Origin of the sequence: Aeromicrobium sp. SORGH_AS_0981, assembly GCF_031453195.1 — a bacterium.
In the GTDB taxonomy this organism is placed as follows: domain Bacteria; phylum Actinomycetota; class Actinomycetes; order Propionibacteriales; family Nocardioidaceae; genus Aeromicrobium.
Genome location: NZ_JAVIZD010000001.1, coordinates 1,963,403 through 1,986,406, shown reverse-complemented (window position 1 = coordinate 1,986,406; position 23,004 = coordinate 1,963,403). Strand labels below are relative to the sequence as shown.

At 73.1% G+C, this 23,004-nt stretch carries 22 protein-coding genes and 1 pseudogene; 17 read left to right on the top strand and 6 right to left on the bottom strand.

Annotation, left to right across the window (positions count from 1 at the left end; genetic code table 11):
- Positions 1 to 85: 85 nt before the first annotated feature.
- Entirely contained in the window at positions 86 to 505 is a 420-nt protein-coding gene (locus QE370_RS10075) for a hypothetical protein (protein WP_309634273.1), read from the bottom strand.
- Here QE370_RS10075 and QE370_RS10070 point away from each other — a divergent pair.
- The 9 genes and pseudogenes from QE370_RS10070 to QE370_RS10030 all read left to right on the top strand — a co-directional run.
- Positions 399 to 926: pseudogene (locus QE370_RS10070) on the top strand (MFS transporter); the annotation flags it as partial. The gene QE370_RS10075 and the pseudogene QE370_RS10070 overlap by 107 nt on opposite strands.
- A complete protein-coding gene (locus QE370_RS10065; RefSeq protein WP_309634272.1) occupies positions 925 to 1,752 on the top strand; it encodes a hypothetical protein in 828 nt (275 codons plus the stop codon). The pseudogene QE370_RS10070 and the gene QE370_RS10065, both read left to right, overlap by 2 nt.
- A 7-nt stretch (positions 1,753 to 1,759) precedes the next feature.
- Positions 1,760 to 3,916 carry a molybdopterin-dependent oxidoreductase gene (locus QE370_RS10060; protein WP_309634271.1) on the top strand — a complete coding sequence of 719 codons (2,157 nt, stop codon included), beginning with the start codon at positions 1,760 to 1,762 and terminating at the stop codon, positions 3,914 to 3,916.
- Entirely contained in the window at positions 3,913 to 5,385 is a 1,473-nt protein-coding gene (locus QE370_RS10055; protein ID WP_309634270.1) for an FAD-dependent oxidoreductase, read from the top strand. The genes QE370_RS10060 and QE370_RS10055 overlap by 4 nt, the downstream gene beginning before the upstream one ends.
- Before the next feature lie 46 nt (positions 5,386 to 5,431).
- The gene (gene nirB / locus QE370_RS10050; protein ID WP_309634269.1) at positions 5,432 to 8,005 is read left to right on the top strand and encodes a nitrite reductase large subunit NirB; all 2,574 of its coding nucleotides are present in this window, start codon (positions 5,432 to 5,434) and stop codon (positions 8,003 to 8,005) included.
- Complete coding sequence (gene nirD / locus QE370_RS10045; RefSeq protein ID WP_253026398.1) at positions 8,002 to 8,370, top strand: nitrite reductase small subunit NirD; 369 nt, start codon at positions 8,002 to 8,004, stop codon at positions 8,368 to 8,370. Before nirB ends, nirD begins: the two co-directional genes overlap by 4 nt.
- Positions 8,371 to 8,372: 2 nt before the next feature.
- Positions 8,373 to 9,071, top strand: coding sequence for a uroporphyrinogen-III synthase (locus QE370_RS10040; protein ID WP_309634268.1), 699 nt, complete (start codon positions 8,373 to 8,375; stop codon positions 9,069 to 9,071).
- Positions 8,972 to 9,490, top strand: coding sequence for a winged helix-turn-helix domain-containing protein (locus tag QE370_RS10035; protein WP_309634267.1), 519 nt, complete (start codon positions 8,972 to 8,974; stop codon positions 9,488 to 9,490). The genes QE370_RS10040 and QE370_RS10035 overlap by 100 nt, the downstream gene beginning before the upstream one ends.
- A complete protein-coding gene (locus QE370_RS10030; protein WP_309634266.1) occupies positions 9,487 to 10,212 on the top strand; it encodes a sirohydrochlorin chelatase in 726 nt (241 codons plus the stop codon). Before QE370_RS10035 ends, QE370_RS10030 begins: the two co-directional genes overlap by 4 nt.
- On the opposite strand, the gene QE370_RS10025 is transcribed toward QE370_RS10030, so the two are convergent.
- Positions 10,185 to 11,336, bottom strand: coding sequence for a glutamate--cysteine ligase (locus tag QE370_RS10025; protein ID WP_370185869.1), 1,152 nt, complete (start codon positions 11,334 to 11,336; stop codon positions 10,185 to 10,187). The two genes, QE370_RS10030 and QE370_RS10025, sit on opposite strands and share 28 nt — an antisense overlap.
- Positions 11,337 to 11,384: 48 nt before the next feature.
- Here QE370_RS10025 and QE370_RS10020 point away from each other — a divergent pair, with 48 nt between their 5' ends.
- Both QE370_RS10020 and pepN read left to right on the top strand, forming a co-directional pair.
- Positions 11,385 to 12,059: a methyltransferase domain-containing protein gene (locus tag QE370_RS10020; protein WP_309634265.1), complete on the top strand. Its 675-nt coding sequence runs from the start codon at positions 11,385 to 11,387 to the stop codon at positions 12,057 to 12,059.
- A 56-nt stretch (positions 12,060 to 12,115) separates the two neighbouring features.
- The gene (pepN, locus tag QE370_RS10015; protein ID WP_309634264.1) at positions 12,116 to 14,647 is read left to right on the top strand and encodes an aminopeptidase N; all 2,532 of its coding nucleotides are present in this window, start codon (positions 12,116 to 12,118) and stop codon (positions 14,645 to 14,647) included.
- 222 nt (positions 14,648 to 14,869) lie between these two features.
- Here pepN and QE370_RS10010 read toward each other — a convergent pair whose 3' ends face one another.
- Positions 14,870 to 15,154, bottom strand: a complete 285-nt coding sequence (locus QE370_RS10010) for a hypothetical protein (RefSeq protein WP_253026386.1) — start codon at positions 15,152 to 15,154, stop codon at positions 14,870 to 14,872.
- Positions 15,155 to 15,198: 44 nt separating this feature from the next.
- On the opposite strand from QE370_RS10010, the gene QE370_RS10005 reads away from it, so the two are divergent.
- Together QE370_RS10005 and QE370_RS10000 are read left to right on the top strand one after the other, a co-directional pair.
- On the top strand, positions 15,199 to 16,110 hold the full coding sequence (locus tag QE370_RS10005) for a mechanosensitive ion channel family protein (protein WP_253026384.1): 912 nt from the start codon (positions 15,199 to 15,201) through the stop codon (positions 16,108 to 16,110).
- Positions 16,107 to 16,499 carry a globin gene (locus QE370_RS10000; protein ID WP_309634263.1) on the top strand — a complete coding sequence of 131 codons (393 nt, stop codon included), beginning with the start codon at positions 16,107 to 16,109 and terminating at the stop codon, positions 16,497 to 16,499. Before QE370_RS10005 ends, QE370_RS10000 begins: the two co-directional genes overlap by 4 nt.
- Here the strand turns inward: QE370_RS10000 and QE370_RS09995 are convergent.
- Genes QE370_RS09995 through QE370_RS09985 form a run of 3 tightly spaced genes read right to left on the bottom strand, consistent with a single transcriptional unit; the run spans position 16,492 to position 19,025 of the window.
- Positions 16,492 to 17,214, bottom strand: coding sequence for an acyl-ACP thioesterase domain-containing protein (locus QE370_RS09995; protein ID WP_253026380.1), 723 nt, complete (start codon positions 17,212 to 17,214; stop codon positions 16,492 to 16,494). The genes QE370_RS10000 and QE370_RS09995 overlap by 8 nt on opposite strands.
- A 12-nt stretch (positions 17,215 to 17,226) precedes the next feature.
- Positions 17,227 to 17,481, bottom strand: a complete 255-nt coding sequence (locus tag QE370_RS09990) for a biotin/lipoyl-binding carrier protein (protein ID WP_309634262.1) — start codon at positions 17,479 to 17,481, stop codon at positions 17,227 to 17,229.
- Entirely contained in the window at positions 17,478 to 19,025 is a 1,548-nt protein-coding gene (locus QE370_RS09985; protein WP_309634261.1) for an acyl-CoA carboxylase subunit beta, read from the bottom strand. Before QE370_RS09985 ends, QE370_RS09990 begins: the two co-directional genes overlap by 4 nt.
- Before the next feature lie 198 nt (positions 19,026 to 19,223).
- Between QE370_RS09985 and fabG the strand changes: the two genes are divergently transcribed.
- From fabG to QE370_RS09965, 4 genes are all read left to right on the top strand, one after another.
- The gene (fabG, locus tag QE370_RS09980) at positions 19,224 to 19,982 is read left to right on the top strand and encodes a 3-oxoacyl-ACP reductase FabG (protein ID WP_253026878.1); all 759 of its coding nucleotides are present in this window, start codon (positions 19,224 to 19,226) and stop codon (positions 19,980 to 19,982) included.
- 7 nt (positions 19,983 to 19,989) lie between these two features.
- Positions 19,990 to 21,021, top strand: a complete 1,032-nt coding sequence (locus tag QE370_RS09975) for a phosphotransferase family protein (protein WP_309634260.1) — start codon at positions 19,990 to 19,992, stop codon at positions 21,019 to 21,021.
- Between the two features lie 107 nt (positions 21,022 to 21,128).
- Complete coding sequence (locus QE370_RS09970) at positions 21,129 to 21,752, top strand: TetR/AcrR family transcriptional regulator (protein WP_253026874.1); 624 nt, start codon at positions 21,129 to 21,131, stop codon at positions 21,750 to 21,752.
- Positions 21,753 to 21,891: 139 nt separating this feature from the next.
- Positions 21,892 to 22,935 (top strand): type IV toxin-antitoxin system AbiEi family antitoxin domain-containing protein, encoded by a 1,044-nt coding sequence (locus QE370_RS09965; protein ID WP_309634259.1) that lies wholly within the window; start codon positions 21,892 to 21,894, stop codon positions 22,933 to 22,935.
- Positions 22,936 to 23,004: the final 69 nt, after the last annotated feature.

Here is a 23,004-nt window from a genome sequence, read left to right as displayed (position 1 = left end):
CGCGACGCGTCACCATTCCCCGCGATCGCCTCCCCGATCTCCCCCGGGATCTCACAGTCGTCCGCACCGCGCCGTGCGGACGGTGTTACCCCGACCTGACACGAGACGCGCACGACGCGAAACACGCCGTCCCTAACGTCGGCGACGACCACGGGCCGAGCAGCGGCCCGCGCAGGAACCGAGCGAGGCAGTCCATGACGATCGAGATCGACACCCCGCGTCCCACCGCGACGGCGCCCGCCGCCGACGCGACCGTCCCGCCCCGGCGGCGCACCGGCCGCTGGATCGACCACTGGGACCCCGAGGACACGGCGTTCTGGGAGTCGAGCGGCAAGCGCGTCGCCCGCCGCAACCTGGCGTGGTCGATCTTCGCCGAGCACCTCGGGTTCTCCGTCTGGCTGCTCTGGAGCGTCACCGCCACCTTCCTCGCCTCGGCCGGCTTCGCCTTCACGCCCCAGCAGCTGTTCTGGCTCGTCGCGGCACCGAACCTCGTCGGCTCGCTCATCCGGCTCCCCTACACGTTCGCCGTGCCCCGCTTCGGCGCACGCAACTGGACCGTGGTCAGCGCGCTGCTGCTCCTCGTGCCGACCGCGCTCTTCGCGTTCTTCGTGCAGCGACCGGACACCCCCTACTGGGTGTTCATCGTCATCGCGGCCACGGCGGGCGTCGGCGGCGGCAACTTCGCGTCGTCGATGGCGAGCATCAACTTCTTCTACCCGGCGAGCCGCAAGGGCACGGCGCTCGGCCTCAACGCCGCCGGCGGCAACCTGGGCGTCTCGCTGGTGCAGCTGTTCCTGCCGGTGATCGTCGGCGGCGCCGGGCTCTTCGGCCTGGTGGCGGCGAGCGGCGCGATCCACCTCGAGCGCGCAGCGTACGTGTGGGGCGGGCTCGCGCTGGTCGCCGCGGCGGGGCGCCTTCTTCTTCATGAACAACCTCGCGGTCGCCTCGTCGCGGCCGCGCGAGCAGCTGCGCGTCGTCCGCTACCGGCACACGTGGATCATGGCGTTCCTCTACATCGGCACGTTCGGCTCGTTCATCGGCTTCTCCGCCGCCATGCCGCTGCTCATCAAGATCAACTTCTTCAACCAGCCCACGCCCGACGTGGTCGGCATCGGCATCAACGTCGCCTCCTTCGCGTTCCTCGGAGCGCTGGTCGGCTCCATCACGCGGCCGTTCGGCGGCTGGCTCGCCGACCGCTTCGGCGGCGCGCGGGTGACGGTGGCGTCGTTCGCCCTCATGACGATCGGCACGCTCGCCGTGCTGACGACCCTGACCCGGCTGACGCCCGTGCCGAAGGTCGACCCGACCACCGTCGACCCCGCGACGTTCACCTACCCCGACGCCGTCCGCAGCGCCGTCGAGTCGAACGAGCAGGTCTTCTGGTTCTTCCTCGCTGCGTTCCTGTTCGTCTTCGCCGCGTCGGGCATGGGCAACGGCTCGACGTACCGCATGATCCCGATCATCTGGAAGGTGCGCGCCGAGGGCGCCGGACCCGAGGGATCGCCCGAGCGGGGCGCCGCGCTCGTCCAGGCCACCCGCGAGGCGTCGGCCGTACTGGGCATCGTCGGGGCCATCGGTGCCATCGGCGGGTTCCTCATCCCCATGACGTTCGGCGCCCCGTGGATCGACGACCCGGTCGCCGCGGTGCGCAGCGCGTTCGCCGTGTTCGCCGGGTTCTACGTGGTGTGCCTGCTCGTCACCTGGGCGGTGTACCTGCGGCCCGGGTCGGCGATGTCCCGCGCCCGGGTCTGAGGTACCCGTGCCCCACGACCAGGTCGCGCAGGTCCCGACGACCGACTCCCACTGCCCCTACTGCGCGCTGCAGTGCGCGCAACGGCTCGGCGGCCACCCGGTGGCCGCCGAGCCGCGGGACTTCCCCACCAACCGCGGCGGCCTCTGCCAGAAGGGGTGGACGTCGGGCGACCTGCTGCGCACCCCCGACCGGCTCACGCAGCCGCTGCGTCGCACCGCCGACGGGCTCGCCCCGACCACGTGGGACGACGCGCTCGACGACATCGCGGCACGGGTGCAGGCGCTGCGCGCGGCGCACGGACCCGACGCGGTGGCGGTGTTCGGCGGCGGCGGGCTCACCAACGAGAAGGCGTACCAGCTCGGCAAGTTCGCGCGGCTGGCGCTGCGCACGCGTCTGGTCGACTACAACGGGCGGTTCTGCATGGCGTCGGCCGCGGCGGCCGCCAACCGCAGCCTCGGCGTCGACCGCGGCCTGCCGTTCCCGCTGACCGACCTCGACGACGCCGACGCGGTGCTGCTGCTGGGCAGCAACCTGGCCGACACGATGCCACCGTCCGTGCAGCACCTCGCAGGACCACGCTCCCGGGGCGGCCTCGTCGTCGTCGACCCGCGGCGTTCGGCGACCGCACGGCTCTGCGACGACGGCGCGGGCACGCACCTGCAGCCCCTGCCGGGCACCGACCTCGTCCTCCTGCTCGGCCTGCTGCACGTGGTGCTCGGCGAGGGGCTCGCCGACGTGACGTACCTGGACGAGCGCGTCGACGGCGTCGAGGACGTGCGCCGCTCGGTCGCGGCGTGGTGGCCCGAGCGGGTCGAGACGGTGACGGGCGTGCCGGCGGGCCAGCTGCGCAGCGTGGCGCACCGGCTCGCCGACGCGTCGCCGCACCGCGGCGGTCGGGGCGCGTACGTGCTCACCGGCCGCGGCGCGGAGCAGCACGTCGACGGCACCGACACGGTCAGCGCGGCGATCTCCCTGGCCCTGGCGCTCGGGCTGCCGGGCGCACGGCGTGGCGGCTACGGCGCGCTCACCGGCCAGGGCAACGGCCAGGGCGGGCGCGAGCACGGCCAGAAGGCCGACCAGCTCCCGGGGTACCGCTCGATCGAGGACCCCGCCGACCGCGCGCACGTCGCTGCCGTCTGGGGCGTCGACCCCGAGCTCCTCCCCCGGTCCGGGGTCCCCGCGGTGCAGCTGCTGTCGTCGCTGGGCGCCGAGGACGGGCCCCGCGGCCTGTTCGTGCACGGCAGCAACGTCGTGGTCAGCGCCCCGCGCGCCGGTGGCGTGCGCGACCGGCTCGCGTCGCTGGACCTGCTCGTCGTCTGCGACGTCGTGCCGTCGGAGACCGCGCTGCTCGCCGACTACGTCCTGCCCGTCACGCAGTGGGCCGAGGAGGAGGGCACCATGACCAGCCTCGAGGGTCGGGTGCTCCGCCGCCGTCGCCACGTCGACCCGCCGGCGCTCGTGCGCGACGAGCTCTGGATCTGGTCCGAGCTGGCCCGGCGCCTGGACGCGCCCGGCACGTGGTCCACGGACGCGTCGGTCGTCTTCGACGAGCTCGCGCGGGCGAGCGCAGGAGGACGTGCGGACTACGCAGGACTCAGCCACGCCCGGCTCGACACGGGCGAGGCGCTGCACTGGCCGTGCCCCGACCCGGACCACCCGGGCACCCCGCGGCTGTTCACCGACCGCTTCGCGACGCCGTCAGGCCGGGCCCGGATGGTGGCGGTGCGACCGGTCGGGCCCGACGACGACGTCCACGCCGACGCGCCGCTGCACCTCGTGACCGGCCGGCTCCTCGCGCACTACCAGTCGGGGGCGCAGACCCGACGCGTCCCGGCGCTGTGCGACGCCGCCGGCGGACCGCACGTCGAGCTGCACCCGAGCCTCGCCGCGCGGCTCGGCCTCGACGGGGCCGAGCTCGTTCGCGTCACGTCGGCCCGCGGCTCGATGGTCGCGCCCGCCCGCATCACCCGCGACGTGCGGCCCGACACCGTCTTCGTGCCGTTCCACTTCGCCGGCGACAGCCTGGTCAACGCACTCACGAACGACGCGACCGACCCGGTGTCCGGCATGCCCGAGTTCAAGGTGTGCGCGGTCCGCGTCGAGCGGGTCGCCGACGACGTCGGGCCGTCCACGGCCCGCGTGCTGCAGGAGGTCGAGTCGTGAGGATCGTCGTCGTGGGTGCCGGGATGGTCGGCCACCGGTTCGTCGAGGAGGCGCTGCGGCTCGACCCCGCGGCCGACGTGGTGCTGCTGGGCGAGGAGTCGTACGAGCCGTACAACCGCGTCCTGCTGTCGGAGCTGGTCGCCGGTCGCACCGACCTCGCGTCGCTGACGCTGCCCGAGGCGTCCGGCGCCCGGGTCCGGCGCGGCGTGCGGGCGGTCGAGCTCGACCTCGCCGCCCGACGGGTCCGGCTCGACGACGGGTCCGACGAGCCGTGGGACCACCTCGTGCTGGCCCTGGGGGCGCGGGCGCGCGTGCTGCCCCTCGCAGGGCTGGACGCCGGTGGCGGCCGGCTCGTCGGCGGGGCGCACGTGCTGCGGACGGTCGACGACGCGCGCGGCGTGGTCGCCGGAGCCCTCAACGCGCGCCGCGCGTGCGTGGTCGGGGCGGGCGCGATCGGCGTCGAGGTCGCGTGCGGGCTGCGTCGGCGCGGCCTGGACGTGACCGTCCTCGCCTCCCGCGACGGCGTGCTCGACCGCGACCTCGACCCCCGCGTGTCGGCCGTCGCGACCCGCACGCTGCGCGACCTCGACGTCGACGTCGTGCCGCAGGCCGGTGTCCGGGCGGTCGACGTCGCGCAGGGGCACGTCGACGCGGTGGTCCTCGGCGACGGGACTCGCGTGCCGACCGACCTCCTCGTGCTCGCGACCGGGTCGGTCCCGCGCACCGAGCTGGCCGTGGAGGCCGGCCTGACCGTCCGCCACGGGATCGTCGTCGACGCGGACCTGCGCACCAGCGACCCGAGCGTCAGCGCGATCGGTGACTGCGCCGAGACGCCGGACGGCGTGAGCGGCCTGGTCGCCCCGGGCTGGGCGCAGGCCGACGCGCTCGCCGCACGACTCGTGCGCGACCGCGCCGTCCCGGCGCTGCCGGTCCAGGGCGCGACCCTGCGGCTCAAGGCCGTCGGGCTCGACGTGGTCACGGCGGGCACGCGCGCCTCGACGGCGCACGAGGACGACCGGGTGCTGGCCCTCGACGACGCGGGCGCCCGTCGCTACGTGGAGGTCGTGGTCCGCCAGGGCACGCTCGTCGGGATGACGTGCGTCGGCTCGCCGGAGCTGGCCGCACGGCTCGCGGTGCAGCTCGACCGTCCGGGCATCGTCCCGCCCGACCCGCTCCAGCTCCTCGTCGGCGCACCGGAGGACCAGCCGGGCTCGCCCACCACCATGCCGTCGAGCACCACGGTGTGCCGCTGCAACGGGGTCACGAAGGCCGACGTCGTCACCGCCTGGGACGGCGGCTGCTGCACGGTCGAGGACGTGGTCGCGAGCACGCGCGCGACCACGGGGTGCGGTGGCTGCCGCACCCTCGTGTGCGGCCTCGTCGACTGGCTGCAGGAGGTCGACCCGGCCGTGCCGGCGACCTCACAGGAGGCCGCTGCGGTGCGTGAGCGAGGTGTTGCAGCGCGGTAACCGGCGGCGTCGGGACCCGACACACGGGCTGCCTAGCGTCCTCGACATGGAACGCAGCACCCTGGTCGTGGCCGGAGCCGGCATGGTCGCCCGTCGTCTCGTCGAAGCCCTCGTGGAGCGCGACGCGACCTCGCGGTGGGACGTGGAGGTGTACGGCGAGGAGGTGCACGCCCCGTACGACCGGGTGGCACTGACCAGCTACTTCGGCCTCTCCGGGCCCGAGGAGCTGCTGCTCGGCGACGCGTCGCTGTGGGACACCCCCGGGGTCACGCTGCACACGGGCACGCCGGTCGAGTCGGTCGACGCGTCCGCGCGCACGGTCGTCGTCGGCGGCCGGGAGCGACCCTACGACGCCCTCGTCCTGGCCACCGGCTCGTACGCCGCCGTGCCCCCGGTGGAGGGGGCCGACCTGCGCGGCTGCTTCGTGTACCGGACGGTCGACGACCTCGACGCCCTGCGCACCTGGGTGTCCGAGCGCGAGGCCGCGCTCGGCCGCCCCGTGCGCGGCGCGGTCGTCGGCGGCGGGCTGCTGGGCCTGGAGGCTGCCGGCGCCCTGACCGCGCTCGGCACCGAGACCACCGTGGTCGAGTTCGCCGACCGGCTCATGCCGGTCCAGGTCGACGCAGGCGGCGGCGAGGCGCTGCGTCGGCTGGTCGAGGGCCTCGGCGTAGCGGTCCGGACGTCCACCGCGACGTCGCGCGTGGTCCCCGACGACGCCGGTCGTGTGCAGCGGATGGAGTTCGCCACCGGCGACCCGCTCGACGTCGACGTCGTGGTCTTCGCCACCGGCGTCCGCCCGCGCGACGAGCTCGCGCGTGGGGCCGGCCTGGCCGTGCACCCTCGCGGCGGCGTGCTCGCCGACGAGGGCTGCCGCACGAGCGACCCGGCCGTCTACGCGGTCGGCGAGGTCGCCTGCGTGTCCGACCGGGTCTGGGGGCTGGTCGGACCGGGCTACACGATGGCAGAGGTGGTGGCCGACCGCCTGCTCGGCGGCGAGGCCACGTTCGCCGACGCCGACCTGTCGACGAAGCTCAAGCTGCTCGGGGTCGACGTCGCCAGCTTCGGCGACGCCTTCGGGACCACGCCGGACAGCCTCGAGGTCGTCTACGCCGACCCCGTGCAGGGGATGTACAAGAAGCTCGTCCTCAGCGACGACGCCTCGACCCTCCTGGGCGGCGTGCTGGTGGGCGACGCGTCCGCGTACGGCAGCCTGCGTCCGCTCGTCGGCCACCCCCTCGGCGGCGACCCGTCCGCGTGGCTGCTGCCGGAGTCGGCCGAGGGTCCGACGACGGGCGCCCTCCCCGACGCGGCGACCGTCTGCTCGTGCAACAACGTCACCGCCGGCACGGTGCGCTGCGCCGTGACCGACCAGGGCTGCACCGACGTGGCCGGGGTGAAGGCCTGCACGAAGGCCGGCACGAGCTGCGGCTCGTGCGTGCCGATGGTCAAGCAGCTGCTCCAGGCCCAGCTCGCCGAGGCGGGCATCGAGGTCGGGAACGACCTGTGCGAGCACTTCTCGCTCAGCCGTGCCCAGCTCTTCGACGTCGTGCGCGTCAGCGGCATCCGCACGTTCAGCGAGCTGCTCGCGACCCACGGCCGCGGGCGCGGCTGCGACGTGTGCCGCCCGGTGGCCGCGTCGATCCTCGCGTCGCTCTACCAGGAGCACGTGCTCGACGGCGAGCGCGCGGCGCTGCAGGACACGAACGACCACGTCATGGCCAACATGCAGAAGGACGGCACGTACTCGGTGGTGCCGCGCATCCCCGGCGGGGAGGTGACGCCCGAGGGGCTCATCGTCATCGGCGAGGTCGCGAAGGACTTCGGGCTCTACACGAAGATCACCGGCGGCCAGCGCATCGACCTGTTCGGCGCGCGCATCGAGCAGCTGCCCGCCATCTGGTCGCGGCTCGTCGACGCCGGGTTCGAGTCGGGCCACGCGTACGGCAAGTCGCTGCGCACCGTGAAGTCGTGCGTCGGGTCGACGTGGTGCCGCTTCGGCGTGCAGGACTCGGTGGGCCTGGCCATCGCGCTCGAGCTGCGCTACCGCGGCCTGCGCTCGCCGCACAAGATCAAGCTCGGCGTCTCCGGCTGCGCCCGCGAGTGCGCCGAGGCGCGCGGCAAGGACGTCGGCGTCATCGCCACCGACCAGGGCTGGAACATGTACGTCGGCGGCAACGGCGGCTTCACGCCGCGGCACGCCCAGCTGTTCGCCGAGGACCTCACGACCGAGCAGCTCGTCCGCGCGATCGACCGCTTCCTCATGTACTACGTGCGCACCGCGGACCGGCTGCAGCGCACCGCGCCGTGGGTGGAGTCGGTCGAGGGCGGTATCGACGCGATCCGCGCCGTCGTGCTCGACGACTCGCTCGGCATCGCCGCCGACCTCGACGCCGCGATGGACGCGCACGTGGGCGGCTACCGCGACGAGTGGGCGGCCACCCTCGAGGACCCCGAGAAGCTGCGCAAGTTCGCGTCGTTCGTCAACGCGCCCGACGTCGCCGACCCCGACCTCGCCTACGTGCCGGAGCGTGGCCAGAAGCGGCCCGCCACCGCCGAGGAGCGTGGCGTCGTGATCGGTGGACCCACCCTGCCCGTCCGCACCGCCGGAGGACCCCTGTGACCACGTTCCTCGACGCGCCCGGCGCGTCCCCGACGCTCGTGCCCGTGTGCCGGCTCGACGACCTGCACCCGGACCGCGGTGCCGCCGCACTCGTCGACGGACGGCAGGTGGCCCTGTTCCGGCTCGCCGACACCGGTGAGGTCCGCGCGGTCTCCCACCGCGACCCGTTCACGGGGGCGAACGTCATCGCGCGCGGCCTGGTCGGCTCGCGCGGCGACGTCCCGATCGTCGTCTCGCCGCTGCACAAGCAGGCCTTCGACCTGCGCACCGGACGCTGCCTCGACGACCCCGACGTGGCCCTCGACACCTACACCGTCGACGTCGTCGACGGTGTGGTGCACGTCGGCGTCCCGCAGACTGGGTGATCGTGAACGTCCTGCGTCCCGTCCTGTCCGGCACCACGGTGCTGGTGACCGCCCAACGGCGAGCCGACGAGCTGTCCGGCGCCCTGCAGCGGCGCGGTGCCGAGGTGACGACCGCGTCGGCGCTCGGCGTGGAGTCCCACCTCGACGAGGCCGGTCTGCTGGCCGCCACCCGCGAGCTCGTCGCCGACCCGCCCGACGTCCTCGTGGTGACCACGGGGATCGGGTTCCGCGGCTGGCTGGACACCGCGGAGGCGTCCGGCCTGGGCCACGACCTCGTGGAGGCCCTCGCGCAGACCCGCATCGTGGCCCGCGGGCCCAAGGCGCGCGGTGCGCTCCAGGCGGCGGGCCTCGTGCCCGACTGGGTGGCGGAGTCCGAGACGTCGGCCGAGATCGTGCAGCTGCTCCTGACGGAGGGCGTCGACGGCCTGCACGTGGCCGTGCAGCACCACGGCGCGGGCGACGACGGCATCGAGAAGGCGCTGCAGGGCGGCGGCGCGGTCACGACGACCCTCGTCGTCTACCGCTGGGGCCCGCCGCCGGAGACCCCGAGGCCGTCGAGCGCTCCGTGGTCGCGGCGACCGCGGGCGGCTACGACGCGGTCGTGTTCACCTCGGCGCCCGGCGCGTCGGCGTGGCTCGAGGTCGTGGAACGGCACGACGGTCTCGACGCGCTGCGCGGCCTGGTCGGCGCGGGACGGCTGACCCTCGCGGCCGTCGGCCCGGTGACCGCCGAGCCGCTCGTCTCACGCGGCTTCGAGCCCCTGGTGCCGGAGCGCTACCGCCTCGGCGCGCTGGTGCGGGAGCTGATCGTGCACCTCGGAGAGGACGCCGCCGCGATCGCGCTGCCCGACGGCCAGCTGCGGCTGCACGCCACCACGGCCACGCTCGACCACCAGCCGCTCCCGGTCTCGCCGAGCGGGCTCGCGGTGCTGCGGCTGCTCGCCGAGCGCCCCGGGACCGTGTGCAGCCGCGAGCAGCTGCTCGCCGTCCTGCCCGGGGAGTCGACCGACCCCCACACCGCGGAGATGGCCGTCGCACGCCTGCGCGAGGCGATCGGCCGGTCCGCCGTCCTCACCGTCGTCAAGCGGGGCTACCGCCTCGCCGTGCAGGAGCACCCATGAACCCGCGCCCCACCCGTCCCGCGCTCGTCGCGACCAGCCACGGCACCTCCAGCCCCGCAGGTCGGCGGGCCGTGCTCGGCCTCGTCGAGGCGGTGCGTCGTCGCCTGCCCGACGTCGACGTCCGTGACGCGTACGTCGACGTGCAGGAGCCGACGCCCGACGACGTCGTCGCGGAGCTCGCCGGTCCCGCCGTCGTGGTGCCGCTGCTGCTCGCACCGGGGTTCCACGTGCGGGTCGACGTCGCCCGCGCCGCGTCCGCACCCGGCTGCACGGCCGCGCCGACCCTGGGTCCCGACGACCGGCTCGTGGGCGCTCTCGTGCGCCGGCTGCTCGAGGCCGGTGCGCAGGACGCCGACGTCGTCGTCATGGCGTCGGCGGGCTCGAGCGACCCGGTCGCCCAGGCCTGCTTCGAGCAGGTGGCCCGCGACCTGAGCGTCGCCATCGGCCAGGTCGTGCCGCTCGGCTACGTCGGCGGCACCGGCCGCCCGCTCGACGACGTGGTCGCCGACGTCAGGGCGCAGAACGCCGACCGCCGCGTCGTGGTCTCGTCGCTGCTCATGGCCCCGGGGTTCTTCCACGACCGCGTGTCGCGCTGCGACGTCGACGTCGTGAGCCGCCCCCTGCTCGACGCGGACCCGGCCGACCCCAGGCTCGTCGACCTCGTCGTCGACCGCTACGCCACCGCGGTGGCGGCTCAGGGAGCGCTGACCGGCACGGGGTGACCGGCGCGCATCTCCGCGACGAGGGAGGCGACGACGGCGTCGAGACGTCCGTCGTGGGCCTCGGCGACCCGGCGCTGGCGTCGGTACGACGGCCCGGTGCGCACGATGTCGGCGACGCCGGCGAGCTCCTCGCTGCAGCCGAGCCGCTCCGCGACCGGCTCCAGGGTGACCAGCAGCCGGGAGAGGTCGGCCGTCACGAGGTCCTCGCGCGCGTGCTGGTCGAGGATGAGCCAGGAGTCCATGCCGTAGCGCGCCGAGCGCCACTTGTTCTCCTGCGCGAACCACGGCGGGAGGTCGGGCAGGTCACGACCCGCGTCGAGCTCGCTCGAGAAGTGCTCCACGAGGCAGTGGGTGAGCGCCGAGATGCTCAGCAGCTCGCTCATCGTCGGGATGCCGTCGCACACCCGCACCTCGAGCGTTCCGAACTTCGGCGACGGGCGCAGGTCCCAGCGGATCTCGTCGAAGACGTCGATGACGCCCGTCGTGGTGAGGTCGTCGACGTACCGCTCGAGCTCCGACCACTCCTGGAAGTGGAACGGCAGACCCGCCGTCGGCAGCTGCTGGAACATCAACGCACGGTTCGACGCGTACCCCGTGGCCTCGCCGCCCCAGAACGGCGACGACGCGCTCAGCACCTGCAGGTGGCCGTAGTACGCGAGCATCGCGTTGCTGATGGGCAGCACCTTCGCACGGTCCTCGATGCCGACGTGCACGTGCACGCCGTAGATGAGCATCTGCCGGCCCCACCACTGGGTGCGGTCGATGAGCGTCGCGTACCGCTCCTTGTCGGTGACCTTCTGGTTGTCCCAGCGTGCGAACGGGTGGGTGCCGGCGCTCATCAGCTCGACACGCAGCGGGTCGGTGACCGTGCGGATCTCGTCGATCGCCTCCTGCAGGTCGGCGCCTGCCTCGGCGACCGTGCGCCGCACGCGCGAGACCACCTCGACGGTGTTGAGCAGCAGCTCCTGGCGGATCAGGGGGTGCTCCCCTCCGCCGGCGGGGGCGACGGCGTCGAGCACGGTCTGGGCGACCTGGCGCAGGTCGCCGGAGTCGGCGTCGACGAGGGCGAGCTCCCACTCGATCCCGACGGACGAGCGCTCGGAGCGCGCGAAGGGAAGGTCCACGGCGTCCATCCTGCCGCAGGTCCGGGCCCGAGGTCGTATCGTCCCACCATGAGCGACGGCAGGCGTGACTCGAGCGGCACGTGGCAGCGCGACCACCCGTGGGCCGCGGTCTACGACCGGATCAGCGGCGACCCGCACCTCGGGGCGCTGCTGTGGCGGGTCGCCATGGGCTCGAGCGTGGAGGAGCTGCACCGGCGGGCGCGTCGCGAGCTCGCCGCCGTGCCTGGAGGCGGCACGGTGCTGGACCTGCCGTGCGGCGGCGGGGTCGTGCTGCGCGACCTGCCGACGAACCACGCCCTGCAGTACGTCGCCGCCGACATCTCGCCCGCCATGCTGGAGCGCACGCGGGGCGAGGCCGAGCGGCTCGGCGTCGCGGCCGACGTCGAGACCCGCGTGGCCGACGTGGAGCGGCTCGCCGACGCCGACGAGACGTACGACCTGGTGCTCACGTTCACGAGCCTGCACTGCTTCCCCGACCCCGAGGCCGCGGTGCACGAGCTGGCGCGGGTGCTGCGCCCCGGCGGACGGCTCGTCGGGAGCGCCTTCTGCGTCGACGCCGGTCTGCTGTACCTGCCGGGGCACCGGATCGGGCGGGCTCTCGGTGTGCTCGGTCCTCCCGTGCGGAGCACCGAGGTGCGTGCCTGGCTCGGCGCGGCCGGCCTCGTCGACGTGCGCCTCGACCGCGCCGGCGCGCTCACGTACTTCGAGGGCACCCGCGCCTGAGCACCCGAGGGGATTCGGCGCGTCACGCCGGACGGTCGGTGCATAGAGTGGGCGCCATGCCCGGAACGAACCTGACCCGTGAAGAAGCCACCGAGCGCGCCAGCGTCGTCTCGACCGACCACTACGTCGTCGAGCTCGACCTGACCCAGGGCACGGAGAGGTTCGGGTCGGTCACCACCGTGCAGTTCGGCGCCGTCCCCGGCTCCTCCACGTTCGCCGACCTCGTCGACGGCGAGATCGCCTCGATCACCCTCAACGGCACGGCGCTCGACCCCGCCACCTACGCCGACAGCCGCATCCCGCTGCCCGACCTGCAGGCCGAGAACGAGCTGCGCGTCGAGGCCACCTGCGCCTACTCCCACTCCGGCGAGGGGCTGCACCGCTTCGTCGACCCCGTCGACGAGCGGGTCTACCTGTACACGCAATTCGAGGTGCCCGACGCGCGCCGCGTGTTCACCACGTTCGAGCAGCCCGACCTGAAGGCCACCTTCGACTTCCGCGTGACCGCGCCGAGCCACTGGGCCGTCGTGTCCAACGCCCCGGTCGCGGAGACGGTCGAGGGCGACGGCGGCGTCAGCACGCGCGTCTTCGAGACCACGAAGACGATGTCGACGTACATCACGGCGCTCGTCGCCGGCGAGTACCACGGCGTCACCGACGTCTACTCGGGCGAGTACGGCGACATCCCGCTGGGCGTCTGGTGCCGTCAGTCGCTCGTCGAGCACCTCGACGCCGACGACATCCTCCTCGTCACCAAGCAGGGCTTCGCGTTCTTCGAGGACGCGTTCCAGATGGCGTACCCGTTCGTGAAGTACGACCAGCTGTTCGTGCCGGAGTACAACATGGGCGCGATGGAGAACGCCGGCTGCGTGACCTTCCGCGACGAGATGATCTTCCGCAGCCGCCAGACGGTGGCCGCCTACGAGCAGCGCGCGAACACGATCCTGCACGAGATGGCGCACATGTGGTTCGGCGACCTCGTGACCATGAAGTGGTGGGACGACCTGTGGCTGAACGAGTCGTTCGCCGAGTTCGCGGCGCACCACTCCTCGGTGGAGGCCACGCGCTTCACCGACGCGTGGACGGGCTTCACGAACAACCGCAAGAACTGGGCGTACCGCCAGGACCAGCTGCCCTCCACGCACCCCATCGCGGCCGACAACTACGACCTGCACGCGGTGGAGGCGAACTTCGACGGCATCACCTACGCCAAGGGCGCGTCGAGCCTCAAGCAGCTCGTCGCCTGGGTCGGCGTCGAGGACTTCTTCGCCGGGCTGCGGGCCTACTTCAGCAAGCACGCGTACGGCAACACCACGCTGCAGGACCTCCTCACCGAGCTGGAGGCGGCCTCGGGCCGCGAGCTGGCGTCGTGGGCCGAGGAGTGGCTGCAGACGTCGGGCGTCAACACCCTGCGCGCCGACGCCGAGGTCGGCGACGACGGCACGTTCACGTCCTTCGCCGTCGAGCAGACCGCGATCGAGGCGTACCCGACGCTGCGCCGCCACCGGATCGCGATCGGCCTCTACGACGTCGTCGACGGTCGCCTCGTGCGCACCGAGCGGGTCGAGACCGACGTCCGCGGCGAGCGCACCGAGGTTCCGGAGCTGGTCGGCCTGCGCCGTCCGGCGCTCGTGCTGCTCAACGACGACGACCTCACGTACGCGAAGATCCGGCTCGACGAGCAGTCGTTCGCGTCGCTCGTCGAGCACGACATGGCGTTCGAGGAGTCGCTGCCGCGTGCCCTCTGCTGGGGCTCGGCCTGGGACATGACGCGCGACGCCGAGCTGTCGTCGACGGACTTCGTGTCGCTGGTGCTCGCGGGCATCGGCTCCGAGAGCGACCTGACGGCCGTCTCGTCGCTGCTGCGCCAGGGCCAGTCCGCGGTGAACCTGTACACGTCCGACGAGAAGCGTCCGGCGCTCGCGGAGCGCTGGGAGGCCGGGGTGCGGGCCCTCGCCGAGGCCGCCGAGCCCGGCAGCGACCACCAGCTGGCGTTCGTGCGCGGCTACGCGTCGGCGGCCACGTCGCCCGAGCCACTGCGCGGCCTGCTCGAGGACGGCCTGCCCGGGCTCGACGTCGACACCGACCTGCGGTGGACGCTCGTGACCGCGCTGGCGCGGCTCGGTGCGGCCGACGAGGCCGAGATCGCGGCCGAGCTCGAGCGCGACCAGACCATCTCGGGCCGCGAGCGGGCCGCCGCGGCCCGCGCCGTCCGTCCGTCGTCGGAGGCCAAGGAGGCCGCGTGGCAGGCGGCGGTCGTCGACACCTCGACGCCCAACGAGACCCGCCGCCAGACCGCGTCGGCGTTCCAGGTGTCGGGCCAGGCCGACGTGCTCGAGCCGTTCGTCCAGCGCTACCTCGAGATGGCCGACACGGTCATCGAGGACAAGGGCGTCTGGATCGGCCAGGTCGCGCTCGTCTACCTCTTCCCGCTCGCCAACCCCACCCAGGCCACGCTCGACGCCGTCGACGCCTGGCTCGGCTCCACCGAGGCGCCGGCCGCTGCGAAGCGGTACGTGTCCGAGGGTCGCGACGACCTCGCCCGCGCCCTCCGCGCCCGCGCCCTCCGCGCCCGCGCCGCCAGCTGAGCTCTCCCGCTGGGTGGACATTCCCAGGTCGACCTGGGAATCTCCACCGAGCACGGAAATCTCAGGGAAGCACGGAGACCTTTCCGTGCCCGGCTGAGATTTCCGTGCCTGGCCAGAGATTTCCGTGCCTAGCGAAGATTCCCAGGTCCACCTGGGAATCTGCCGCCCCTCGACGCACCTCGGCCGGCCCGTCTTGGACGGGCCGGCCGAGGTGGGGGTCGGTCAGTGGTGGTGCGCAGCCTCGTTGCCGGGCGCGACCTCGAGGTCGGTGGACGGCGGCGGGGGCACGTAGTTGTTGCGCGCCGTGAGCAGGCCGAAGAGGGCGACGACGACGAAGAGACCCACCGTGCCGCCGCCGACGAGCAGGATCCACTCGAGGGTGGAGCGCTGCGGCGGGGCGGGCCAGGCCTCGGAGGCCGGCGAGTCGGCCCAGGCCGTGGCAGAGGTCGTGCCGAGCACCACGAGCGTGGAGACGACGACGGCGAGGATGCGCGCGGGAGCCTTCATGGGGCCATCGTATCGTCCCTGGCCCCGCCCGTAGGCTGGTGACCATGCTGAGCCTCGACGTGAACCTGCCGTCGGCCTGGACCGGCGACCGGCTGATGGAGAGCGGGACGCAGATCCTCGTGATCCTCCTCGTGGCGATGGTGGTCCGCTGGGTCACCCGCCGCGCGATCCGCCGCGTCGTCAAACGAGCCGGCGAGGGGCAGGTGCCCGACGCGCTCGCCAACAGCCGCGCCGGGGCCCTCCTGTCGGACCTGCGCCCCGGCTCCGGGGAGCGGCGCAAGCAGCGCGCCCAGGCCATGGGCGACCTGCTGAGCTCGATCGTCGGCCTCGTCATCGCCGGTGTCGCGTTCGTCATGGTGCTCGGCGTGGTCGGCGTGCCGATCGCACCGCTGCTCACCAGCGCCGGCATCCTCGGCGTCGCGCTCGGCTTCGGCGCGCAGACGCTCGTCAAGGACTACCTCGCCGGCGTCTCGATGATCCTCGAGGACCAGTACGGCGTCGGCGACTCCGTCGACCTCGGCGAGGCCAGCGGCACGGTCGAGGCCGTCGGCCTGCGCGTCACCCGCCTGCGCGACGTCAACGGCACCGTCTGGTACGTCCGCAACGGCGAGATCCTCCGGGTCGGCAACCAGAGCCAGAACTGGGCGCGCACCGTCCTCGACGTCACCGTCGACTACGACTCCGACCTCGACGAGGTGCAGTCGATCCTCGCCGAGGAGGCCGAGTCGATGTACCGCGAGGAGCGCTTCACCGGCGTCATCATCGAGGAGCCCGAGGTGTGGGGCGTCGAGCGCTTCGACAAGGACGGCGTGGTCGTCCGCGTGGTGCTGAAGACCGCACCGCTGCAGCAGTGGCTCGTGGCACGCACGCTGCGCCAGCGCGTCAAGCGTCGCTTCGACAAGGCCGGCATCCGCATCCCGTCCAGCGCGATCCCCGCCGAGAGGCCCGCACCGTGAGCGCCACGTTCTACGCGGAGATCGGCGGCCGCGCGACCATCGAGCGGATCGTCGACGTCTTCTACGCCGGGGTGGCGACCGACGCCCTGCTGCGTCCCATGTACCCGGAGGAGGATCTCGCCCCGGCTGCCGAGCGGTTCACCCTGTTCCTCGAGCAGTACTGGGGCGGCCCGACGACGTACAGCGAGACGCGCGGCCACCCCCGGCTGCGCATGCGCCATGCGCCGTTCGCGGTCACGATGGCCGCCCGCGACCGGTGGCTGCACCACTTCCGCGCCGGTCTCGACGCCGTCGACCTCACGCCCGAGCAGGACGCGCAGTTCTGGGCCTACGTGCAGCACGCCGCCACGTTCATGGTGAACACCGCCGACGACGCGCCCGTCAGCTGAGCTGCGCCTCCAGCACCGCCCGCTCCTCCGGACCGAGCACGCGCGACGTCTGGGTCTCGAGGTCGAAGCCGACGAGCACGGCGTCGGCGCGACCCTGGCGTCCGTCGTCGAAGAGCGTGGTGACGGTGAACGACGAGCGTCCGACGCGCGTGACCACGCTGCGCGCCCGCGTGGTGGCGGCACCCCACGTGAACGGGTCGCCGCGCCGGACGTCGACCCTCGCCACCACGTAGCGACCGCTCCCCGCGGTGCCGGCCACGCGGACGACGGAGACGATGCGCGCCTCCTGGGCGAACTCGAAGAGCGCCTCGACCGTCACGTCGCCGTCGGGGCCCAGGTCGCTGCGCCGCACGCGCAGGTCGTAGAACTCCCCCGCGGCAGCGAGGTCGAGGTCGAGGTCGGGCAGCGGCTCGTCGTGCCACGTCGCGCGGGCGAACGGCGTCGTCGCCGTGGCCGGCGCGATCTCCTGCACCAGGCGATCACCGTCGTCGGCCGACGTCACGCGCACGGGGGTGCTGCTCAGCAGCAGCGGCCGCAGGTACTCCACCGACACGGTCCGCGCCGGCCGGTCCTGCAGGTCGCCGTCGGCCACGTGCACCGCCCGCGCCTCGGCGGCGTAGTCGACGTAGGTGACGTTGTTGACGTGGCCCAGCTGGTCGAGGTCGGCCCAGCGCATCGGCAGGTCGTGGACGAGGGGCGTGGTCGGCTCGGTCACCCGAGCATGCTCTCAGACCGGGGCCGGACCCTCGTGCGCGGTGGCGATGACGACGAGCGGGTCGCCCTCCTGGACGATCTGCCCCTCGGCGACGAGCACCTCCGCCACGGTGCCGGTGGCCGGCGCGTGCACGGGGAGCTCCATCTTCATCGACTCGAGCACGGCGAGGACGTCACCCTGGCGCACCTGCGCGCCGACCTCGGTGACGAGCTTCCAGACGTTCGAGACGATGTCGGCGCTCGCCGTCGCGGTGGTCGTGGCGCTCATGCGCGGCTCCCCTCGGCGCGCGGGGCGAGGACGCCGAGCGCCTGCACCATGCGGTCGCGCGTCTCCTCCGGGACGATCACGTCGTCGAGGATGCCCGCCTCGGCGGCGAGGTAGGGCCGTGCGACGTTCTCGCGGTACTCGGCGGCGAGCTCGTCGCGCAGGGCGTCGGGGTCCTCGGCGTCCTTGAGCGCGCGGCGGTGCAGCAGGGCGACAGCGCCGCCCGGGCCCATGACGGCGATCTCCGAGCCCGACCACGCCCAGGTGAAGTCGGCGCCCAGGGAGCGCGAGCCCATCGCGATGTAGGCGCCGCCGTACGCCTTGCGGACCACGACGGTGAGCACGGGCGACTGCGCCTCGACGTACGCGCGCAGCATGGTCGCGCCCTGCGTGATGACACCGCGCCCCTCCTCGACCGTGCCGGGCAGGAAGCCGGGCACGTCGACGAAGGTCAGCACGGGCAGGCCGTAGCGGGCGCAGAAGTCGACGAACCGCGAGGCCTTCACCGACGCCTTGGCGTCGAGGATGCCGCCGCGTGCCTTCGGCTGGTTGGCGACGATCCCGACGGGACGGCCGTCGAGGTGGGCGAGCACGGTGAGCACGCTCGGGGCGTGACCGGGGCTGAGCTCGAGGCGGGGCCGGTCGTCGAGGACGCCGTCGAGCACCTCGTGCATGTCGAAGACGATGCTCGACTTGTCGGGCACGACGTGGGGCAGCCGGGCGACGGCCTCGGCCCGGGCGGGCACCGGGTCGACGAGCGCCGGCGCACCGCCGACGTGCGAGGGCAGGAAGGAGAGGATGTCGCGGGCGGCGTCGAGCGCGGCCTGCTCGTCGTCGACCTCGAGGTGGGCGACGCCGCTCGTGCGGGTGTGCATGCCCGAGCCGCCGATCTCGTCGGCGGTGGCGTCCTCACCGGTCGCTGCGCGGACGATCTCGGGCCCGGTGAGGAACATCTGTCCCTGCTCCTTGACCATGATCGTCCAGTCCGTCAGTGCCGGCGAGTACGCGGCGGCACCCGCGCAGGGGCCGAGGATGAGCGAGATCTGCGGGATCCTCCGGCTGGCCTCCACGTTGTTCGCGAAGATGCCGCCGCAGCCGTGGAGGGCGTGGATGCCGTCGTGGATCCGCGCTCCCCCCGAGTCGTTGATGTAGACGATCGGGTGTCCCCGGTCGATGGCGATGCGCTGCGCGCGCTGGACGGTCTCGGCGAACACCGCGCCGATCGCGCCCGAGGCGACGGCGGCGTCGTGGCTGGCCACGACCACCGGACGTCCGCCGACGAGACCCCAGCCGATGACGACGCCGCTGCCGCTCGACGGACCTGCCGTGCGCAACGGCGAGATCTCGACGAACGTGCCCTCGTCGACGAGGAGGTGCGCGCGCTCACGGGCGGTGTGCTGACGGCGACCACGAGGCTCGACGCGCGCCGTGCGGTCCGCCCGGCGCTGCGCGAGGACGTCGCGGTGGTGGGGCCGGGCTGCCTGCGCCGCCGCACCCGCCGCGGGGTCGACCGCGACGTCGGGGGCGGGCACGTCGAGCTGCGTCATGCGATCTCCTGAAACATGAGGGTTTCCTCAACCTTACCCCAAAGCCGAGGGATTCCTCATCTTCTGTGACTCACCTCGCGCGTCGCCGCCGCGCTGCGACCGGCGACGCCCGAGGGCCGGGTCGGGCCCTGGCCGCGGCGAGCGCCGTGCGCTACCGTGAGCCCAGACCTAAGCAAGCGCTTACCTCAGGAGAACTGCATGAGCGAGAACCGCCGCACCGCCCTCGTCACCGGCGCCGCCCAGGGCATCGGTGCCGCCGTGGCCCAGCGCCTGGCCGCCGACGGCCTGGCCGTCGCCGTCGTCGACCTCGACGAGAACGCCTGCTCCGACACCGTCGAGGCCATCACCGCGGCCGGCGGCACGGCCCTCGCGGTCGGCGCCGACGTCTCCGACCCCGCCGCCGTCGACGCCGCCGTCGAGCGGATCACCGCCGAGCTCGGCGGCCCGACCGTCGTCGTCAACAACGCCGGCATCATCCGCGACAACCTGCTCTTCAAGATGACCGTCGAGGACTGGGACGCCGTCATGGCCGTCCACCTGCGTGGCTCCTTCAACACCGTCAAGGCCACCCAGAAGCACATGGTCGAGGCGAAGTTCGGCCGCATCGTGAACCTCTCGAGCACCTCCGCGCTCGGCAACCGCGGCCAGGCGAACTACTCCGCCGCCAAGGCCGGTCTGCAGGGCTACACCAAGACCCTCGCCATCGAGCTCGGCAAGTTCGGCGTGACGGCCAACGCGATCGCCCCGGGCTTCATCCAGACCCACATGACGGCCGCGACCGCGGAGCGCATCGGCGTCCCCTTCGACGACTTCATCAAGTTCAGCGCCGAGCAGATCCCCGTCCAGCGCGTCGGCCAGCCCGAGGACATCGCACACACCGCGTCGTTCCTCGTGAGCGAGGGCGCCGGGTTCGTGTCGGGCCAGGTCATCTACGTCGCCGGCGGACCGAAGGACTGACCCGACCGTGAGCACGCCCGAGGGACTCGACCTCGACGCCTTCGCGCGCTGGCTCGACGAGCAGGCTCCCGGCCTGCTCGTCGGCCCGCTCGAGGCGTCGCTCATCACCGGCGGCAAGTCGAACCTGACCTACGCCGTCACCGACGGACGTCGCGACGTCATCGTCCGCCGACCGCCCCTCGGGCACGTGCTCGCCACCGCCCACGACATGGGCCGTGAGCACCGCGTCATCGCCGCGCTCGCCGACACCGCGGTCCCGGTGCCGGTCACCCACGGCCTCTGCCAGGACGACGCCGTCATCGGAGCGCCGTTCTACGTGATGGAGCGCGTCGTCGGCACGCCGTTCGCGCGCGCGTCGGACCTCGCCGCGCTCGGCGAGCAGCGGGTGCGGACCATCACCGAGCGCATGGTCGACGTGCTCGCCGACCTGCACGCCGTCGACCCCGACGACGTCGGCCTCGGCGACTTCGGCCGGCCCGACGGGTACCTCGAGCGTCAGGTGCGGCGCTGGAAGAAGCAGCTCGACGCGTCGCGCAGCCGTGAGCTGCCGGGCATGGACGAGCTGATCGCGCGCCTCGACGCGTCGATCCCGACGGCCGGCGAGGGCACGATCGTGCACGGCGACTACCGCCTCGACAACCTCCTCGTCGACGCGAGCCCCGATGGCGGCGACCGCGTGACCGCGGTGCTCGACTGGGAGATGAGCACGCTCGGCGACCCGCTCACCGACGTCGCCGTGCTGCTCGCCTACCAGCAGCTGGCCGAGGAGGCGGGCGCGGGCGCCGGGGCCGGGCTGGTCACCGACGCCGCGCAGGCACCCGGGTACCTCTCGCGCGAGGAGGTGCTGGCGCGCTACGCACAGCGGTCCGGACGCGACGTCTCCGACATCGACTTCCACCTGGCGCTCGCCTTCTTCAAGCTCGCGGTCATCCTCGAGGGCATCCACTTCCGGCACAGCCACGGCCAGACGCTGGGCGCCGGCTTCGACGGCATCGGCGACCTCATCGAGCCGCTCGTCCAGGCCGGCCTGCGGGCCTGAGGCCCCGCTCCCCCACGTCGTCGGCGTGACGGAGCCCGTGGTGACTCGCGAGTAGGTCACGTCACGAACGCTCTCCTCGGCGTCGCGCGTCCCCTAGGGTGGGCCGCGTGACCGCCGAGATCCTCGAGCCCCGACGTCGCCCCACGCAGGAGCGCAGTCGGGCCAAGTTCGAGCTGCTGCTGCGCACCGCGCGCGAGCTGCTGCTCGACGTCGGGTTCGAGTCGTTCACGTGCGAGGAGGTCTCGCAGCGCGCGGGGCTGCCGACGGGCACGCTCTACCAGTACTTCGCCAACAAGTACGTGATCGTCTGCGAGCTCGATCGTCAGGACGCCGTCGCCGTGCACGAGGAGCTCACCCGCTTCTCGGAGATGATCCCGTCGCTCGACTGGTTGCGCTTCCTCGACCGGATGATCGACCACATGGCGAGCCTGTGGTCCGCCGACCCGTCGCGACGCGCGGTGTGGCTGGCCGTGCAGTCGACGCCCGCGACCCGCGCGACCGCTGCCGTGACCGAGCGCGAGCTGGCCGCCGCCGTCGCCCGCTTCCTCGCCCCCCTCACCCCGGGCACGCCACGCGAACGTCGCCAGATCATGGCCGAGGTGCTCGTGCACGTCACCTACTCGATGCTGAACTTCTCCGTCCGCGACGGCCAGAGCCACGCCGAGGCCGTCATCGAGCTCAAGCGCCTCCTCGCCTCCTACCTCCTCGCCTCCGAGCCCGACCCCCGCTGACCCCTCCCCCCACCCAGTCCGCCCTTGCGCGTTTAAGTGGTGCCCCACGTAAACGCGCAGATGAGGCGCATCTTCACGTGGGGCGGAGCCGGTTCTCGTGGGGGTGTTCGTCCACAGACGGACTGAACGTTCGACGGAGGTGGCCGACTCGTCCACAGGGTGCCCGCGTGGGCTCCTCCTACAGCCAGAGAAGGTCTTCCTTGGGAGAATGACTCACGACGAGCTCGCCGCACTCGCTCACCATCACGGCGGCTACCTTCTGACCCGCCACCTGCTCGAGCTGGGCCTCAGCCAACGGCGCATCAGCTCGCTGGCCCGCGAGGGTGTACTCGCACGACCCCGCCACGGTACGTACGTGCCACGCGGCCTGTGGGAGCATGCCGACGCCGTGCAGAAGCACGCGATCCTCACCCGCTCGGTGCTCGAGCGCGCTGACGACGGTGCCGTCGCGACGCACCAGTCCGCAGCGGCGCTGCTGGGTCTCGACCTCTGGGGCACCGACCTCTCACTCATCCACCTCGCCCGCACCGACAAGAGGTCGGGGCGCCACATAGCCGGGGTCGTCTGGCACGAACCAGACCTCCGCACGGACGACGTCACCATGGCCGCCGGCGTACCCACCGTCCTGCCTTCGATCGCCGCGCTGCAGATCGCCGCGTTCACCGGGGTGGAGCAGGGCGTCGTCGCCTTGAGCTCGGTCCTTCGAGCTCGAGGGACGTCCGACGAGGAGCTCGGCGAGCAGGTCGCGCGCTTCCGGTCATGGGCAGGGGCAGAGGCGGTGCGCCAGACCGTGCAGCTCGCCGACGGACGCCTGGAGAGCGCGGGGGAGGCTCGCTCGTTCGTGATGTTCTGGCGCCATGGAACAGACCTGCCCGGCCTCCAGGTGGTCATCGTCGATAGACACGGCCGAAAGGTCGGTCGCGTCGACTTCGAGTGGACGGCTGATCGCCACGTCGGCGAGTTCGACGGACTCGTCAAGTACGGGCGTCTGAACCCGCACCGGCGAGAGCCCGGCATGGGGATCGTTGAGGAGAAGCTGCGTGAGGACGAGGTCCGTGACACGTGGCGCGGCGTCTCCCGGTGGGGCTGGGTGGACCTGCACTGGTCGAACCAGGCAACCACTGTCGCCCGTATCGAGGCCGCGCGGGCTCGCTCTCGCCGTCTCTACCTCCCGGTGGCCTGACTCCCCCACGCAAACGAGCTCCGCCCCACGCGAACATGCGCCTCATCTGCGCGTTTGCGTGGGGCCCCA